At 65.6% G+C, this 15,175-nt stretch carries 12 protein-coding genes and 1 other RNA gene; 9 read left to right on the top strand and 4 right to left on the bottom strand.

Features of this window, described 5'->3' with window-relative positions:
* The first annotated feature begins 64 nt into the window (after window positions 1-64).
* From DIE13_RS10840 to DIE13_RS10825, 4 genes are all read left to right on the top strand, one after another.
* Complete coding sequence (locus DIE13_RS10840; protein ID WP_175750751.1) at window positions 65-958, top strand: glutamate/aspartate ABC transporter substrate-binding protein; 894 nt, start codon at window positions 65-67, stop codon at window positions 956-958.
* An 84-nt stretch (window positions 959-1,042) separates the two neighbouring features.
* Window positions 1,043-1,783, top strand: a complete 741-nt coding sequence (locus DIE13_RS10835; RefSeq protein ID WP_124827136.1) for an amino acid ABC transporter permease — start codon at window positions 1,043-1,045, stop codon at window positions 1,781-1,783.
* On the top strand, window positions 1,783-2,460 hold the full coding sequence (gene gltK / locus DIE13_RS10830; protein WP_124827135.1) for a glutamate/aspartate ABC transporter permease GltK: 678 nt from the start codon (window positions 1,783-1,785) through the stop codon (window positions 2,458-2,460). Before DIE13_RS10835 ends, gltK begins: the two co-directional genes overlap by 1 nt.
* Window positions 2,457-3,182 carry an amino acid ABC transporter ATP-binding protein gene (locus DIE13_RS10825; protein ID WP_124827134.1) on the top strand — a complete coding sequence of 242 codons (726 nt, stop codon included), beginning with the start codon at window positions 2,457-2,459 and terminating at the stop codon, window positions 3,180-3,182. Before gltK ends, DIE13_RS10825 begins: the two co-directional genes overlap by 4 nt.
* 141 nt (window positions 3,183-3,323) lie before the next feature.
* On the opposite strand, the gene DIE13_RS10820 is transcribed toward DIE13_RS10825, so the two are convergent.
* Window positions 3,324-8,558, bottom strand: coding sequence for an autotransporter outer membrane beta-barrel domain-containing protein (locus DIE13_RS10820; protein ID WP_124827133.1), 5,235 nt, complete (start codon window positions 8,556-8,558; stop codon window positions 3,324-3,326).
* Window positions 8,559-9,191: 633 nt separating this feature from the next.
* A complete protein-coding gene (locus DIE13_RS10810; protein ID WP_175750749.1) occupies window positions 9,192-10,106 on the bottom strand; it encodes a class II glutamine amidotransferase in 915 nt (304 codons plus the stop codon).
* A gap of 204 nt (window positions 10,107-10,310) precedes the next feature.
* Between DIE13_RS10810 and pyrC the strand changes: the two genes are divergently transcribed.
* The 3 genes from pyrC to rnpB all read left to right on the top strand — a co-directional run bounded on the left by pyrC (window position 10,311) and on the right by rnpB (window position 12,674).
* Window positions 10,311-11,375 carry a dihydroorotase gene (pyrC, locus tag DIE13_RS10805; RefSeq protein WP_124827130.1) on the top strand — a complete coding sequence of 355 codons (1,065 nt, stop codon included), beginning with the start codon at window positions 10,311-10,313 and terminating at the stop codon, window positions 11,373-11,375.
* Window positions 11,372-12,250 carry a DUF3025 domain-containing protein gene (locus DIE13_RS10800; protein ID WP_124827129.1) on the top strand — a complete coding sequence of 293 codons (879 nt, stop codon included), beginning with the start codon at window positions 11,372-11,374 and terminating at the stop codon, window positions 12,248-12,250. The genes pyrC and DIE13_RS10800 overlap by 4 nt, the downstream gene beginning before the upstream one ends.
* A 12-nt stretch (window positions 12,251-12,262) precedes the next feature.
* An RNA gene (gene rnpB / locus DIE13_RS10795) (RNase P RNA component class A) lies at window positions 12,263-12,674 on the top strand.
* A gap of 69 nt (window positions 12,675-12,743) precedes the next feature.
* On the opposite strand, the gene DIE13_RS10790 is transcribed toward rnpB, so the two are convergent.
* Together DIE13_RS10790 and DIE13_RS33390 are read right to left on the bottom strand one after the other, a co-directional pair.
* The gene (locus tag DIE13_RS10790; RefSeq protein ID WP_124827128.1) at window positions 12,744-13,208 is read right to left on the bottom strand and encodes an OsmC family protein; all 465 of its coding nucleotides are present in this window, start codon (window positions 13,206-13,208) and stop codon (window positions 12,744-12,746) included.
* A 432-nt stretch (window positions 13,209-13,640) separates the two neighbouring features.
* Window positions 13,641-13,943: a DUF1090 family protein gene (locus DIE13_RS33390; protein ID WP_124827127.1), complete on the bottom strand. Its 303-nt coding sequence runs from the start codon at window positions 13,941-13,943 to the stop codon at window positions 13,641-13,643.
* 315 nt (window positions 13,944-14,258) lie between these two features.
* Here DIE13_RS33390 and rplM point away from each other — a divergent pair, with 315 nt between their 5' ends.
* A complete protein-coding gene (rplM, locus tag DIE13_RS10780) occupies window positions 14,259-14,687 on the top strand; it encodes a 50S ribosomal protein L13 (protein WP_009687896.1) in 429 nt (142 codons plus the stop codon).
* 11 nt (window positions 14,688-14,698) lie between these two features.
* Entirely contained in the window at window positions 14,699-15,091 is a 393-nt protein-coding gene (rpsI, locus tag DIE13_RS10775) for a 30S ribosomal protein S9 (RefSeq protein ID WP_011883283.1), read from the top strand.
* Window positions 15,092-15,175: the final 84 nt, after the last annotated feature.

The raw sequence follows: 15,175 nt of genomic DNA, 5'->3' as shown, positions 1-15,175 counted from the left end.
CCAGTTCTTTCAAAAATATTACTTTGATACACTGGCGCAGGTTTTAGCCAAGGAGATGACCAAAATGAAATACCACAAGGCAGTCCTGATGGTCGCGGCGCTGTGCGCGTTCGCGAGCGGCGCGCATGCACAGGAGACCGGCACGCTGAAGAAGATCAAGGACACGGGCGTGATCGCGCTGGGGCACCGCGAATCGTCGATCCCGTTCTCTTACTATGACCAGAACCAGCAGGTCGTCGGCTATTCGCGCGAATTCCAGATGAAGGTCGTGGACGCGGTGAAGAAGAAGCTGAACCTGCCGAACCTGCAGGTCAAGAACATCCCGATCACGTCGCAGAACCGCATCCCGCTCGTGCAGAACGGCACGGTCGACATCGAGTGCGGCTCGACGACCAACAACGCCGAGCGTCAGCAGCAGGCTGCGTTCTCCGACACGATCTTCGTGATCGGCACGCGCCTGATGACGAAGAAGGATTCGGGCATCAAGGACTTCGCCGACCTGAAGGGCAAGACGGTCGTGACCACTGCCGGCACGACGTCCGAGCGCCTGCTGCGCAAGATGAACAACGAAAAGCAGATGGGCATGAACATCATCAGCGCGAAGGATCACGGCGATTCGTTCAACACGCTGGAATCGGGCCGTGCGGTCGCGTTCATGATGGACGACGCGCTGCTCGCGGGCGAGCGCGCGAAGGCGAAGCAGCCGGGCGAGTGGGTGATCGTCGGCACGCCGCAATCGGAAGAGGCGTACGGCTGCATGATGCGCAAGGGCGATGCCGACTTCAAGAAGGTCGTCGACGACGCGATCTCGCAAGTCGAGAAGTCGGGCGAAGCCGCGAAGATCTACGCGAAGTGGTTCGAAAACCCGATCCCGCCGAAGGGGCTGAACCTGAACTTCCCGCTGTCCGATTCGATGAAGAAGCTGTACGCGAACCCGAACGACAAGGCGCTCGACTGACCACACGGCCGTTGATGCAGAAATGACGCTACTGAAACGGAAGAGGCCACGCTTCTTCCGTTTCTTTTTGCTGGAGTCTTGCCCATGTCTTACCACTGGAACTGGGGCATCTTCCTGAGCCCCGTCTCGACCGGCGAGCCGACGACTTATTTCGGATGGCTGATGTCCGGCTTCTGGGTGACGATCGAGGTGTCGCTCGCCGCCTGGGTCATCGCGCTGATCGTCGGTTCGCTGTTCGGCGTGCTGCGCACTGTGCCGAACAAATGGCTCGCCGCGATCGGCACCGTGTACGTGTCGATCTTCCGGAACATCCCGCTGATCGTGCAGTTCTTCGTCTGGTACCTCGTGATACCCGAGCTGCTGCCCGCGTCGATCGGCACTTGGATCAAGCAGTTGCCGCCAAGCACGCAGTTCTTCACCGCATCGATCATCTGTCTCGGCCTGTTCACGGGCGCGCGCGTGTGCGAACAGGTGCGCTCGGGCATCAACGCGCTGCCGAAGGGCCAGCGCGCGGCCGGCCTCGCGATGGGCTTCACGCAATGGCAGACGTATCGCTACGTGCTGCTGCCGGTTGCGTACCGGATCATCGTGCCGCCGCTCACGTCGGAGTTCCTGAACATCTTCAAGAACTCGGCGGTCGCGTCGACGATCGGCCTGCTCGACCTGTCCGCGCAAGCGCGTCAGCTCGTCGACTACACCGCGCAGACCTACGAGTCGTTCATCGCGGTCACGCTCGCGTACGTGCTCATCAACCTCGTGGTGATGGCATTCATGCGCTGGATCGAAGGCCGCACGCGGCTGCCCGGCTACATCGGAGGCAAGTGATGCATCAGTTCGACTGGAGTAGTATTCCCGGCGCGATACCGACGCTGTGGTCAGGTGCGATCGTCACGTTCCAGATCACGCTGATCGCGATCGTCGTCGGCATCGTGTGGGGCACGTTGCTGGCGCTGATGCGGCTGTCCGGCGTGAAGCCGCTCGCGTGGTTCGCGAAAGCGTACGTGACGGTGTTCCGCTCGATCCCGCTCGTGATGGTGCTGCTGTGGTTCTTCCTGATCGTGCCGCAGCTGCTGCAGGGCGTGCTCGGGTTGTCGCCGACGATCGATATCCGCCTTGCCTCGGCGATGGTCGCGTTCTCGCTGTTCGAAGCCGCGTATTATTCCGAGATCATCCGCGCCGGCATCCAGGCGGTGCCGCGCGGACAGGTGAACGCCGCGTTCGCGCTCGGCATGAACTACGCGCAGGCCATGCGCCTCGTGATCCTGCCGCAGGCGTTCCGCGCGATGGTGCCGCTGCTGCTCACGCAGGCGATCGTCCTGTTCCAGGATACGTCGCTCGTGTACGTGATCAGTCTCGCGGACTTCTTCCGCACGGCCGCCAACATCGGCGATCGCGACGGCACGACCGTCGAGATGGTCCTGTTCGCGGGCGCATGCTATTTCGTGATTTGCTCGTTGGCGTCTGTTCTCGTCAAGGGTCTCCAGAAAAAGGTCACAAGATGATTTCCATCAAGAACGTTTCGAAGTGGTACGGCCAGTTTCAGGTCCTCACCGAATGCACGACCGAGGTCAAGAAAGGCGAGGTGGTCGTCGTGTGCGGTCCGTCGGGCTCGGGCAAGTCGACGCTGATCAAGACCGTGAACGGCCTCGAGCCGTTCCAGCAGGGCGAGATCCTCGTGAACGGCCAGTCGGTCGGCGACAAGAAGACGAACCTGTCGAAGCTGCGCTCGAAGGTCGGGATGGTGTTCCAGCATTTCGAGCTGTTCCCGCACCTGTCGATCACCGAGAACCTGACGCTCGCACAGATCAAGGTGCTCGGCCGCGGCAAGGACGAGGCGAACGAGAAGGGCATGAAGCTGCTTGACCGCGTCGGCCTGAAGGCGCATGCGCACAAGTATCCGGGCCAGTTGTCGGGCGGCCAGCAGCAGCGGGTCGCGATTGCGCGCGCGCTGTCGATGGACCCGATCGCGATGCTGTTCGACGAACCGACGTCCGCGCTCGATCCCGAGATGATCAACGAAGTGCTCGACGTGATGGTCGAGCTCGCGCAGGAAGGGATGACGATGATGGTCGTCACGCACGAAATGGGCTTCGCGAAGAAGGTCGCCCATCGCGTGATCTTCATGGACAAGGGCGCCATCGTCGAGGACGACCGCAAGGACGATTTCTTCTCGAATCCGAAGTCGGAGCGCGCGAAGGATTTCCTCGCGAAGATCCTGCACTGAGCGTTCGCAACGCGTGCGCGCTTGGTGCGCGCCCATGAAAAAACCGCCTGGCCAGTCACCAGGCGGTTTTTTTTCGCCGGCTGCCCGTCGCCGGCTGCCCGTCGCCCACCGACGGCGGCGGACGGGCTCGCGTGTCACGCATTACCAGCTGTAGCGATAGCCGACCTGGCCGGTGATCCCGCGCCGGTAGTCGCCGCCGATGTTGCGCGCGTATTTCGCGTTCGCGTACAGCTCGCCCGACTTGCCGAAGCCCGCGGTCACGCCGATGCCGAGCTCGTACCACGTGCGGCCCAGGTGCGTCGCGAACGGCGTGCCGCCGACGACGGTCTGGCCCGGCGACAGGAAGTCGTGCAGCACATCGGCCGTGAAGTACGGCGTCGCGGCACCGCCGCCCGCGTTCGCATCGAGGTTCGGCCGGAAGATGCGCACGCCGACGCGCCCGCGCAGCGCGTTGGCCGTCGTGCCCGATACGGCCGACACGTTGTCGTTGAACCCGTTGAGCTTCAGGTACTGGTACATCAACTGCGCCTGCGGCTCGACGGCGACCGGCGTGCCGCCGATCCCGAACGGCTTGCCGACTTCCTGCGACAGCGCGACGCCGAAGCCGTTCTGCGATGCCTCGTTGCCGTAGCTGTCGCGGTAGCGGTTGCCGTAGTGCGTCACCTGGCCGACGCTGTCGAAGTACGTGCCGTCGGACAGATAGCGCGTCCAGTAGCCGCCGATACTCTGCGCGTGCATTTCGACCGAGCCCGTCGAAGTCGACAGGCCCTGCGTATCGGCGCGCGCCAGGTCGCTGAAGCTCGCATTCGCGACGCCGATGCTCGCCGTCACGCCCGCGTGCGTGCTGCCGCCGGCGCTTGCCTGGTCGAGCGTCCAGTCCTTGCCGAACTGCGCGAAGAACGTGCGTTCGTCCGCCGCGAAGCGGCCCGCGTTCGCATCGAGGCTTTGTCCGCCGATGCGGCCCCATACGCCGTCGCGGTTGCCTGGCGCCTGCTTCTCGAGGTTGTAGACGTCGCCGACGCGTTCATGCAATCTGCCGAGCGTCGAGAAGCCGTAGTCGGCGTTCAGCAGCGGCGTCATCGCATAGCCCGCGACACCCGGACGATAGGCGAGATTGCCGCCGTTGCCAGTGCCGGTCGGATCGACCGGGTCGCCGGGATCGGTCGGATCGAGTTGCGAGCGCAGGTACCAGCCGTTCGCGTCGCCCTGTCCGCCGCGATAGAGGCGGTACTCGTACGCGCCGGCCTGCACCGGGCCCGCGAGATGGAACGCCGATGCGGTGGTCGTGCCGCCGTTGGCCGTGACGACCACAGGAATCCCGTCGCCCTGCGTCTGCGCGCCGCTGCCGGCCGTGTTCGCGATCTTCAGGCCCGTCGTGCCGCTCGCGGCGCCGCCGTTCACGATCAGTTGGTCGGTCGGCGAGTTGTCGGCGCCGAGGTAGGTGTTCAGCGCGATCGTGCCGCCGTTGCCGACGTAGCTGCCGGTCGTCAGCGTCCGGTAGCTGCCCGCTGCCGTCGGCGCGCCGGACGGCGCGGCGAATGCGACCAGGCCCGCGTTGTTCAGGCTGCTCAGCACCGAGCTGTCGGTCATGTGCCAAGCGCTGGTGGTGTCGACGCTCAGCGCCACCGGATCGATCTTGCCGGTGAGCGTCGTGCCGTTCGTCAGGAACACGTTGCCGGTGCTCGACGCATCGGACACGATGTCGCCGGTCAGGTTCACGGCCGACGCGTTGAAGGTCGCGTTGCTGCCGTTCGCGAGATCGAGCAGCGTGCCGTTGCCGGCCGTCACGACCGTGCCGTTGCGCACCGCGATGTCGACCGTGCCGCCGCGTGCGGCAAACGCCGGCCCGGCGACCGAGGTCACGCTGCCGCCGTCGACGAGCATCGAGCTCGTCGCGCCGGTGGCGGACGTATCGGTGCTCAGCACGCCGGCCGTCGCGCCCTTGAGCGTCGTGCCGGTCAACGCGAGCACGCCGCCGCCGTCGACGGTCGCGCCGTTGCCGGCCGCGCTCGCGATCGACGAACCCGTATCGCCGATGCGGCCGCCCTTCTGCGCGACGAGGCCGTCGGCTGCCGCGCCCGTCGTGGAGAGCTTCGTGCCCGACAGCAGCGCGGTCGCGCCGCTGTCCGCGGCGATCGCGTTCGCGCCGGCACCCGTCGTCGCGACGGTCGTGCCGTTGGCCGCGAGCGTCGAATCCGCGCCGGACACGAAGACGCCGCGCGCGTCTTCGCCGGCGGTGCGGATGACGGTCGCCGCATCGGTCGCGATGCGCGCGCCCGCGCCGGTCGACGACAGCCCGTCGGCGCCGTTGCCGGTCGTGCCGATCTGCGTACCCGACAACACGATCGTCGAATGGGTGCCGAGGTTGTCGATGCCCGTGCCGGAGCCGCCGACCGCGATCGACGTCGCGCCGGCCGCGATTCCGCCATCCGACACGCTCGAGTCGATCAGCACGCCGTCGGCGCTGCCGTTCGCGACGACGGTGCCCGCGCCCGACAGCGCGACCGATGCGCCCGCGCCGGTCAGGTGCACGCCCGCGACGCCGTCGTCCGCTTCGATCGTGCCCGCGTTGATCAGCGTCGCCGACGCACCCTGCACAAGCGCGCCGGTGCCGTCCGATACGCGAATCGTCGATCCGTTGTTCACCGTGCCGAGCGCGCCGACCACGACGCCCGTCGATCCGGCGCCGGTCAACAGTACCGTGTTGCGGTTTTCGAGCGTGCCGAGATTCTGCGCGACGAAGCCCGTCACGCCGGCCGTCGACGACGTGACCGCCGCATCGTTGGTCAGCATCGTCGCCACGGGCGCGTCGACGTTCGCGCCGGTGAGGTCGTGCGCCTGGCCGTCGACGACGCCCGCGATCGCGCCGCCCGCATTCAGGTTGATCGTCGCGCCCGCGTCGATCGTGCCCCGCGCGCCGCCTTCGAGCGTCACCGCGATGCCGTTCGCGCCGTTGACGTTGTAGACGGCGTCGCCGGTCGCGAGCGTGGTGCCGGCGCCCGTCGCCAGTACGCCGCGTGCGCGCTGGCCGTTCACGTCTGTCGTCAGCGTGCCGGCTGCCGACGAGCCCGTATAGGCGGCGCCGCCCGCGATCCGGAACAGCGTCGAGTCGTCGGTATCGACGCTCAGGCGCTGCGCGGCGACGTTGATGTTCGAGCCAGCGCCATACGCGTAGAAGCCGATCTGGTTCGTGCCGGACATGAAATGGGGCACCGCGTTCGCGCCGACGTCGATCGTCGCGCCCGAGCGCGCATGGACGCCGATCGCGCCGTTCCCCGTCAGGTTGAGTGTGCCGTCGAGCGTGGCCTTGGCGAGCGGCCCTTCGGCCCACACGCCGTAGTTGCGCATGTCCGATGCCGGGTCGAGCGCGCCGGCGACGTTGATCGTGCCGGTCGACGTCGCTGCCGTCGCGGTCGTGCCGGTGCCGACCACCATGATGCCGATGCCGTTGACGCCGCTCAGCGTAATCGTGCCGGTGTTCGTCACGGTCGCCGCGGTGTTCGCCGCGAGCATGCCGGCGTTCGCGAGCGGCGTGCCGGTCGCCGCGCCGTTCACGGCGATCGAGCCCGCGTTGAGCAGCGTGCCCGACGACGAGCCGATGCTCGCCATTCCCGCGCCGTTTTGCGTTTGCGAGCCGATGACGATCGTGCCGAGGTTGCTCGCGGTGCCCGATGCGCCGAGCAGGATGCCGTATCCGTGCGCGGACAGCGCGACGTCACTCGCGGCGGCGGCGGGATCGTACTGGGCCGCGCGACCGAGGTAGATCGTGCCGCCGGCCTCGTTCGTGAAGTTGCCGCCGGCCGCGAAGCCGCCGATCACCTGGCTGTCGAGCGTCGTCGCGTTGACGCCGACGTTGATCGTGCCCGCGTTCGATGCGCTCGCGCCGCTCGTCACGGCCACCGCGTAGTTCTGCAGGTCCGGCTGGTTGCCGTCGAGCGTCCACGCGCCGACGTTCATCACGCCGTTGTTCACGAACGTGGTGCCCGCGCCGCTCGCGTACACACCGTTGCCTTCCGTGTACGCATGGAAGCCGAAGTTGTCGGGCGGCGTGCTGCTGCCGGTGTCGACGTTGTCGCCCGACGCGTATCCGGACGAAATCACGCCGTTGTTGACGCCGCTCGCGCCGCTCAGCAGGCGCACCAGCGTGAAGTCGCCCGACAGGCGGCCGTCGTTGATGAAGTGTGCACCGTTTTCCGCGAGGACGGCCGAACTGGATGCGATCGTGTTGGTGCCGCGGAAGTCGATCTGGCCGTCCTTGTCGATATGCAGCGTCGCGTTCGCGCCGGTGCCGTGCATCACCGACAGGTGATCGATCGGAAGCGCGTTCTCGTCGCCGGCCGATACGTTGTTCGCGTACTGGAAAGTTTCCTGCGTGAACGTGACGGCCTGGCCGAACGCGGTGTCGTAGGCGGTCTGCGAGCCGAGCGCGCCGCTCTGGACCGAGCGTACGAGGAAGTTGTTGTACGCGGCGAGCGATGCGGCGTCGGTGACGGTCCACGTGCTGCCGTCGAACGCGGTGAAGGTGCCTGCATAGGCCGGCACGTCGAGCTGCAGGTTGCCGACGGGGCCGCCGCTCGCGAGATAGTCGCCGGTGCCCATCCAGATCTGGTTGCGCGAGTTCCAGTTGACGACGCTGGGTGCCGAGCCGGTGCCGTCCGCGAAGGTCAGGTCCGTCTGCTTCGGCGCGATCGAGATCGCGTTGCCGGGCGCGTCGGGTGCGTTCGCCGGATTGCCGATCGATACGTTCAGCGTGCCGCCGGAGCTCTCGACGGTGCCGATGCGCGTGTTCACGTACTGGTTGCCGTTCACGTCGTGGTAGACGGGCACGTTGGTGGAGCCGACCGTCGACGCGGCGAACGCGGACGAGTCGTAGGTCGCGACCGACGTATGGGTGCCCGTGATCGAGTCGGGCGTGCTGATGCTCTGCGTCTTGCCGCCGAGCGACAGCAGTGCCTGGTTCGGGGCGCCCGACACCATCGACGTGCTGCCGAGCGGCGCGAGCGTATAGCCCGGGTCGCCGCCGGTGCCCGTCCAGGCACCCGTCACGCCGACGGTATCGCCGCCCGACACCGTCGTGGCGCCGACCAGGTTGCTGTTCACGGTCGGGCTGAAGCTGCCGAGTGCGCAACTGCCGCCGCTTGCGACCGCCGAATTGTCGCCGCAGGTCGACGCGTACGCGGAGCCTGCCGACAGTGCAGCCAGCGCGGCCCCGAGCGCGGCCAGGCGCAGCGGCGAGCGGTGGAGCGCCGCGCGGCCGGCGCCGCGACATGCGCCGGATGTGCTGCCCGAACGCTTGCCGCGCGCCCGTGCGGTTTCCCCAACCGCAATCCAGCAGCCGGCGGTTTCGCTCCATATCGATCGAAATGAGTGATTCACGACATACCCCTCTTTCTTTTTTTGAAGTGATATTCACCGCGCTGCGGTGAAAGCGCATTCCGCGGTCGAAAAATGGCCCGGACGGGCTGCGGTGGCCATTGCCGATTTCGCGCCAGTCGTGATCCGTTACGCCGAGGATGGACGGAGTCTACTAATCGGAATGGCGGGTGATTGTCAAAAAAATAAGGGATGTGGCGATAATGTCGATTTCGATGTGTATTTTTTTATTATGTGGTTAATCGAACTGAAAGCATTGATGGGTAAGGGTTTGCGGTATTTTCGACAAGTTGCTTGCCGATGGCCGGATCGGTGATCTGACGCACCGATCGCGAAAAATTTATGCGTTAAACTAGGCTTCCCGGATTATATGAGTGAAATTATGGGGTTTTGTTTGTTTCGCATATGGATTATTTTCGCTTGAAAATTAATTAAATCAAGTGAATGTTGTGCAAGGCCGATTCGGCGAGCCGGTTTGTGGTTTGGATGACACGAAAGCCGAAAAGGACGGGGGCGGGCGGCGCGATTTTTCGGGGCGGCGCGGGTTGGCGGATGCGATACGCGGAAAACCGCGCGCGCGACCGGCGCGTCGCGCGGCGTCGGGAAAGGAAGCAGGGAGGGGCGCGAGCGCGCCGCTCAGAAATCGATCGAGTCGTCAGCGTCGTCCGCGGCACCGGCCGCGAGCGCTTCGCGACGCGCCATGCATGGTGCGGACGCCGACGCGTCGAGCGCCGGATTGCGAAGCTTCTCGAGCACGCGCTCGGGCACCGGAATCTGCATCCGCGCGGCGACGTCGCCGCACTGGAACATGATCAGCTCGCCCGGCTCGAACGACGTCCAGATCTCGTTGTCGGTCAGCGGCTGCGTGGCGATCACCGCGACGCGATCCTCGGGCGTCGTGTATTTGGCGAAGTCGATCGACAGGTCTTCGTCGACCAGGTGCGCGGTCGAGAACGGCCAGCGGCGCACGAGGTAGTGCAGTCGCGTCGAGCAGTGCGCGAAGAGCGCCTGGCCATTCGACATCAGGAAGTTGAACACACCGTGATCGGTGATGCCGCGCGTCAGTTCGCCCACGCGCTCGAACAGCTCCGGCAACGGCGGCTGCGCGCCGGGGAATGCTTCGCGCAGCCCCTGCATCAGCACGCAGAACGCCTTTTCGCTGTCGGTCGTGCCGACCGGATGGTAGACGCTGCCGTCGAGGTCGGGTTCGTAGTCCTGCAGATCGCCGTTATGCGCGAAGATCCAGTGCCGCCCCCACAGCTCGCGCATGAACGGGTGGCTGTTCTCGAGCAGGATGTGGCCCTGCGTGGCCTTGCGGATGTGCGCGATCGTGTTCTTGGACTTGATCGGGTAGCGCTTCACCATTTCGGCGATCGGCGACGTGGCCGAGGCCTGCTGGTCGATGAACAGGCGGCAGGCCTTGTCCTCGAAGAAGGCGATTCCCCAGCCGTCGGCATGGTGATCGGTGAGCCCGCCCCGGGCTGCGAAACCTGTGAAGGAGAAAGTGACGTCCGTCGGTGCGGCGCAGTTCATTCCTAGCAGTTGGCACATTTTACTTGGGGGCGGGAGGCTGAAGCGGGGTAACGAACCGGGTGAACCCCGGTACAATGCGGGTTCTAGCATATCACCGAGCCTGGAGCGGTAAAAAGCGGATTCCGCCGGCCGAAGGCCTCGTGTTGCGGTTTGCCGTCAGTCGGCCCGCGCACGCGCGTTCCGGCCCCGCAGATGGCCAGCCCGTTCCTCACGACGCCTCCTATGACTGCCTCGAACGCTTCCTCCCCGGCGACGCATACGCTTGCCCGTCCCGACGACCTGCACCTGCACCTGCGCGACGGCGACATGCTGGCCGCGGTGCTGCCGCACACCGCCCGCCAGTTCGCCCGTGCGATCGTCATGCCGAACCTGAAGCCACCCGTCACGACCACCGAGCACGCGCATGCGTATCGCGAGCGGATTCTGGCCGCGCTGCCGGCGGGCATGGCGTTCGAGCCGCTGATGACGCTGTACCTGACCGACAACACGGCGCCCGACGAAATTCGCCGCGCGCGCGACAGCGGCTTCGTGCACGGCGTGAAGCTGTATCCGGCCGGTGCGACGACGAACTCGGATCACGGCGTCAGCGATCTCGCAAAGTGCGCGAAGACGCTCGAAGTCATGCAGGAAACCGGCATGCCGCTGCTCGTGCACGGCGAGGTGACCGATCCGGCGATCGACATGTTCGATCGCGAGAAGGTGTTCATCGACCGCGTGATGACGCCGCTGCGCCGCGATTTCCCCGGGCTGAAGGTGGTGTTCGAACACATCACGACGAAGGACGCGGCCGACTACGTGCGCGACGCCGATGCGGCGCCGGGCCTGCTCGGCGCGACGATCACGCCGCAGCACATGCTGTACAGCCGCAATGCGCTGTTCGTCGGCGGGATTCGTCCGCATTATTACTGCCTGCCGGTGCTCAAGCGCGAGACGCATCGCGTCGCGCTCGTCGAAGCCGCAACGTCGGGCAACCCGCGCTTCTTCCTCGGCACCGACAGCGCGCCGCATGCGCGCGACGCGAAGGAAACCGCGTGCGGCTGCGCTGGCTGTTACACGGCGCTGCACGCGCTCGAGCTGTATGCGGAAGCGTTCGACCAGGCCGGCGCGCTCGACAAGCTGGAAAATTTCGCGAGCCGCTTCGGCGCCGATTTCTACGGGCTGCCGCACAGTACCGAGTCGATCACGCTGCGCCGCGAGAGCTGGGAACTGCCGCGCGAGGTGTTCGCGGGCGATACGCCGGTCGTGCCGCTGCGCGCCGGCGAAACGATCGGCTGGAAGTTTGCGTGAGCGGCGCGCCGCCGCGCGGGGCCGGCCTGACGGCCGGCGTCGGGGCGGCGGATTGGGCGCGGATCGACTGGTCCGCGCCGTGGCTCGCGCATTACGCGGAGCCCGGCCGCACGCTGCAGGCGGCCGCGCTTGAGGGCGAGGCCGCGCTGCTCGATGCGCTGAACGGCGCGTTGCGCGAAGGCGATCGCGCGAGCGGCCGCGGCAGGCCGCTGCGCTTCGTGCCGCAAGGCGAACTGCCGCCCGACGTCGCATACGAAATCCATATCGCCGACACCGGCGGTGTGCCCACCCGTCACAATCTTCACGACTTCTTCAATGCGCTCGTCTGGTTCGCATATCCGCGCACCAAGGCCGCGCTGAATGCGCGCCAGGCCGCGGCGATCGACGCGGCGGGCGGCGTCGGCCCCGTGCGCGGCACGTTGCGCGATGCGCTCACGCTGTTCGACGAGAACGCCGCCGTGTTCGTGACGGCCGACCCGACGCTCGCCGACGCGTTGCGCGGGTTCGACTGGCAGCGCTTGCTGATCGGGCCGCGTGATGCGTGGGGCGCGCGCTGCGAGACGCGGCTCCTCGGCCATGCGCTGCTCGAGCAGCTCGTCGCGCCTTACAAATCCTGTACCGCGCACACGTGGATCATCGAAGTGTGCGCGGACTATTTTTCGTGGTCCGACGCCGCGCGCGCCGTGCATGTCGATGCGCGCCTTGCCGGCGAACTTGCGACCCGCAACCTGACGAGCCGCGATTTTTCGCCGCTTCCAGTGCTCGGCGTGCCGGGCTGGTGCGACGCGAATGCCGCGCCCGCGTTCTACGACGATCCGGCCGTTTTTCGCAGTGGCCGTCGTTCGCGCGCCGCCGGCGGCGGCGCGCAGTGCTAGAATGCGCACCGCAAAGCAGGCCAGGCAGTCGCGGCCTCGCCGCCTTCGGGCAGGCGGGGGCGAGGAAAGTCCGGACTCCACAGGGCAGGGTGATGGCTAACGGCCATCCGTGGCGACACGCGGAACAGGGCAACAGAAAGCAAACCGCCGATGGCCCGGCGCAAGCCGGGATCAGGTAAGGGTGAAACGGTGCGGTAAGAGCGCACCGCGGCGACGGCGACGTTCGCCGGCACGGTAACCTCCACCCGGAGCAATTCCAAGTAGGCAGGCGCGCATTTTCGGATGCAGGACGGGGCCCCCGTCTCGTCTGCGGGTAGGAAGCTTGAGCGCGTCAGCAATGGCGCGCCTAGAGGAATGGCTGCCACGCGTTGCGCGCTTCGGCGCGCAGCGTGCACAGAATCCGGCTTATCGGCCTGCTTTGCCGCTCGAATACGAAAAGGCCGGCGCTCCGCGAGGAGCGCCGGCCTTTTTTTCAGGTTCGCGCGCCGGGCGTTCAGCTCGCGACGATGTCGAACGAATGCGTGAGTTCGGCCGTCTTCGCGATCATGATCGACGCGGAGCAGTACTTGTCGTGCGACAGGTTGATCGCGCGCTCGACCGTGGCCGGGTTCAGGTTGCGGCCCGTGACGGTGAAGTGGAAGTGCACCTTCGTGAACACCTTCGGATCTTCGCTCGCGCGCTCGGCCTTCAGCGTGACCGAGCAGCCGGTCACTTCCTGGCGGCTTTTCTTCAGGATCAGCACGACGTCGTACGCGGTACAGCCGCCGGTGCCGACCAGCACCATTTCCATCGGGCGCGGCGCGAGGTTATGGCCGCCGCCTTCCGGTGCACCGTCCATCGCGACGAGGTGGCCGCTTCCGGTCTGCGCCGAAAACGCCATGCCATCCTGACCCATCCAGCTTACTTTGCATTCCATGCTTGCACTCCAGCGTTGCCTGATTCGGATTCGATCCGGCATTGTAGCCCGCTGCGCAACGGTCGGCTGATGCGCTGCACGACGCGAAACGCCGCACCGGCGGATGCGGCGCGCGGCGCGGCGCCGAGCGGCGATTTCCCTGCTTTTTTAGGGGTTTTGCTCTAGATTGGACCGATTCCCGACCAGGCGTGAATCGCCGAGTAGATTGATTTTAAAGAAAAAAATTGATTGGCTCGAAGATTTCCGGAAATTCCGCATTATGGTGTTCGATTTCGTAATGCAAATTTTCTTGTGAAGTCAGCCGCGCATTCGTATAATGAGCCTCATTGGTTGTCGCGCTGCGGCAACTTCCGCATGTCTCCTCCACCCTCCTCCAAAGGTGGATTAAGCCCGAACCAGCCGTTCGGGCTTTTTTTCGTCCCGTGCAAAGATCGGCGCGCAGTTTGCGCGCGCCGAAACCACGCTTTGAACCGATTACGCGGGTTGTCGTGCGGTGGTCTGCGAGGCCGCGTCGGGCGATGCGGGTGCGGAACGGGCGGCCGGCGCGGGGGCGTGTGCGGCGGACGCATGGCCGTGGCCGCGCGCGCAGAAATGGCGCACGCGTTCGCGGACCGCGCGCAGGCGGGCAATGCGATCTTCGGCATGGGCGCCGCGGGCATCGGCGATGCGCGCATCGAGTGCGTCGAGCTTGGCCTCGCAACCAGTGCGGGCGGCGACGGCGGGCGCTGCGGCGGCCAGCAACGCGGCCGCGAGAAAGGGCGTAAGTCGTTGTTTCATCGTGTTTGTTTGTTGTTTTCCTGAGTCGACCGGCCTCGCGCGACAAGGTCCGGCGCCACGCGTCGACGGGTGCCGCCGCCGGGCGCTCGGTTCGCCAGGCTTGTCGGGGCACGATCGAATTCTGGCCCATTTCGCGCCCGCTCGGCACGGGGCGTGGATTCTCTTTGACCGCGCTGCGGTATTTCCTTTATAATTCAGGGCTTTTCCGCATTCATGCCCACGGAAAAAGAACAGGGAGAGCCTGCACCGCGCCTCGAAGCGCACACAGACAAGCAGGAAGAACACATCGGGCAAAGCATTTTTTTTGGATCGATCATGAAGACGTTTTCCGCAAAAGCCCATGAGGTGACGCGTGAATGGTACGTGATTGACGCGACGGATAAGGTTCTCGGCCGTGTTGCCAGCGAAGTGGCACGCCGTCTGCGCGGCAAGCACAAGCCTGAGTTCACCCCGCACGTCGACACTGGTGATTTCATCATCATCATCAACGCAAGCAAGTTGAAGGTCACGGGCAACAAGACTCTGGACAAGAAGTACTACCGTCACTCGGGCTACCCGGGCGGTATCTATGAAACGACGTTCGGCAAGATGCAGGAACGCTTCCCGGGCCGTGCGCTCGAGAAAGCGGTCAAGGGCATGCTGCCGAAGGGCCCGCTCGGCTACGCGATGATCAAGAAGCTGAAGGTCTACGCTGAAGCGACGCATCCGCACTCGGCTCAACAGCCGAAGGCGCTCGAGATCTAAGGGGAGCCCACATGATCGGTAACTGGAACTACGGTACGGGCCGCCGCAAGAGCGCAGTCGCACGTGTCTTCATCAAGGCTGGCAAGGGCGACATCATCGTCAACGGCAAGCCCATCGCTGACTACTTCTCGCGCGAAACGTCGCTGATGATCGTGCGTCAACCGCTGGAACTCACGAACCACGGCCAGACGTTCGACATCAAGGTCAACGTCAACGGCGGCGGCGAAACGGGTCAGGCAGGCGCAGTGCGTCACGGCATCACCCGCGCGCTGATCGACTACGACGCAACGCTGAAGCCGTCGCTGTCGAACGCAGGCTTCGTCACGCGCGATGCACGTGAAGTCGAGCGTAAGAAGGTTGGTCTGCGCAAGGCACGTCGCGCAAAGCAGTTCTCGAAGCGTTAATTTCGCTTCCTGGCCGCGCCGCTTTCGGGCGGTGTTCGCCGAAAAAACCGCCAGTTTTCGCACTGGCGGTTTTTTTATGTCCGT

This window comes from Burkholderia sp. Bp9016, from assembly GCF_003857765.1.
Classification (GTDB): Bacteria; Pseudomonadota; Gammaproteobacteria; order Burkholderiales; family Burkholderiaceae; genus Burkholderia.
The sequence above is the reverse complement of the archived record's forward strand: the minus strand, read 5'-3'. Positions and strand labels throughout refer to the sequence as shown.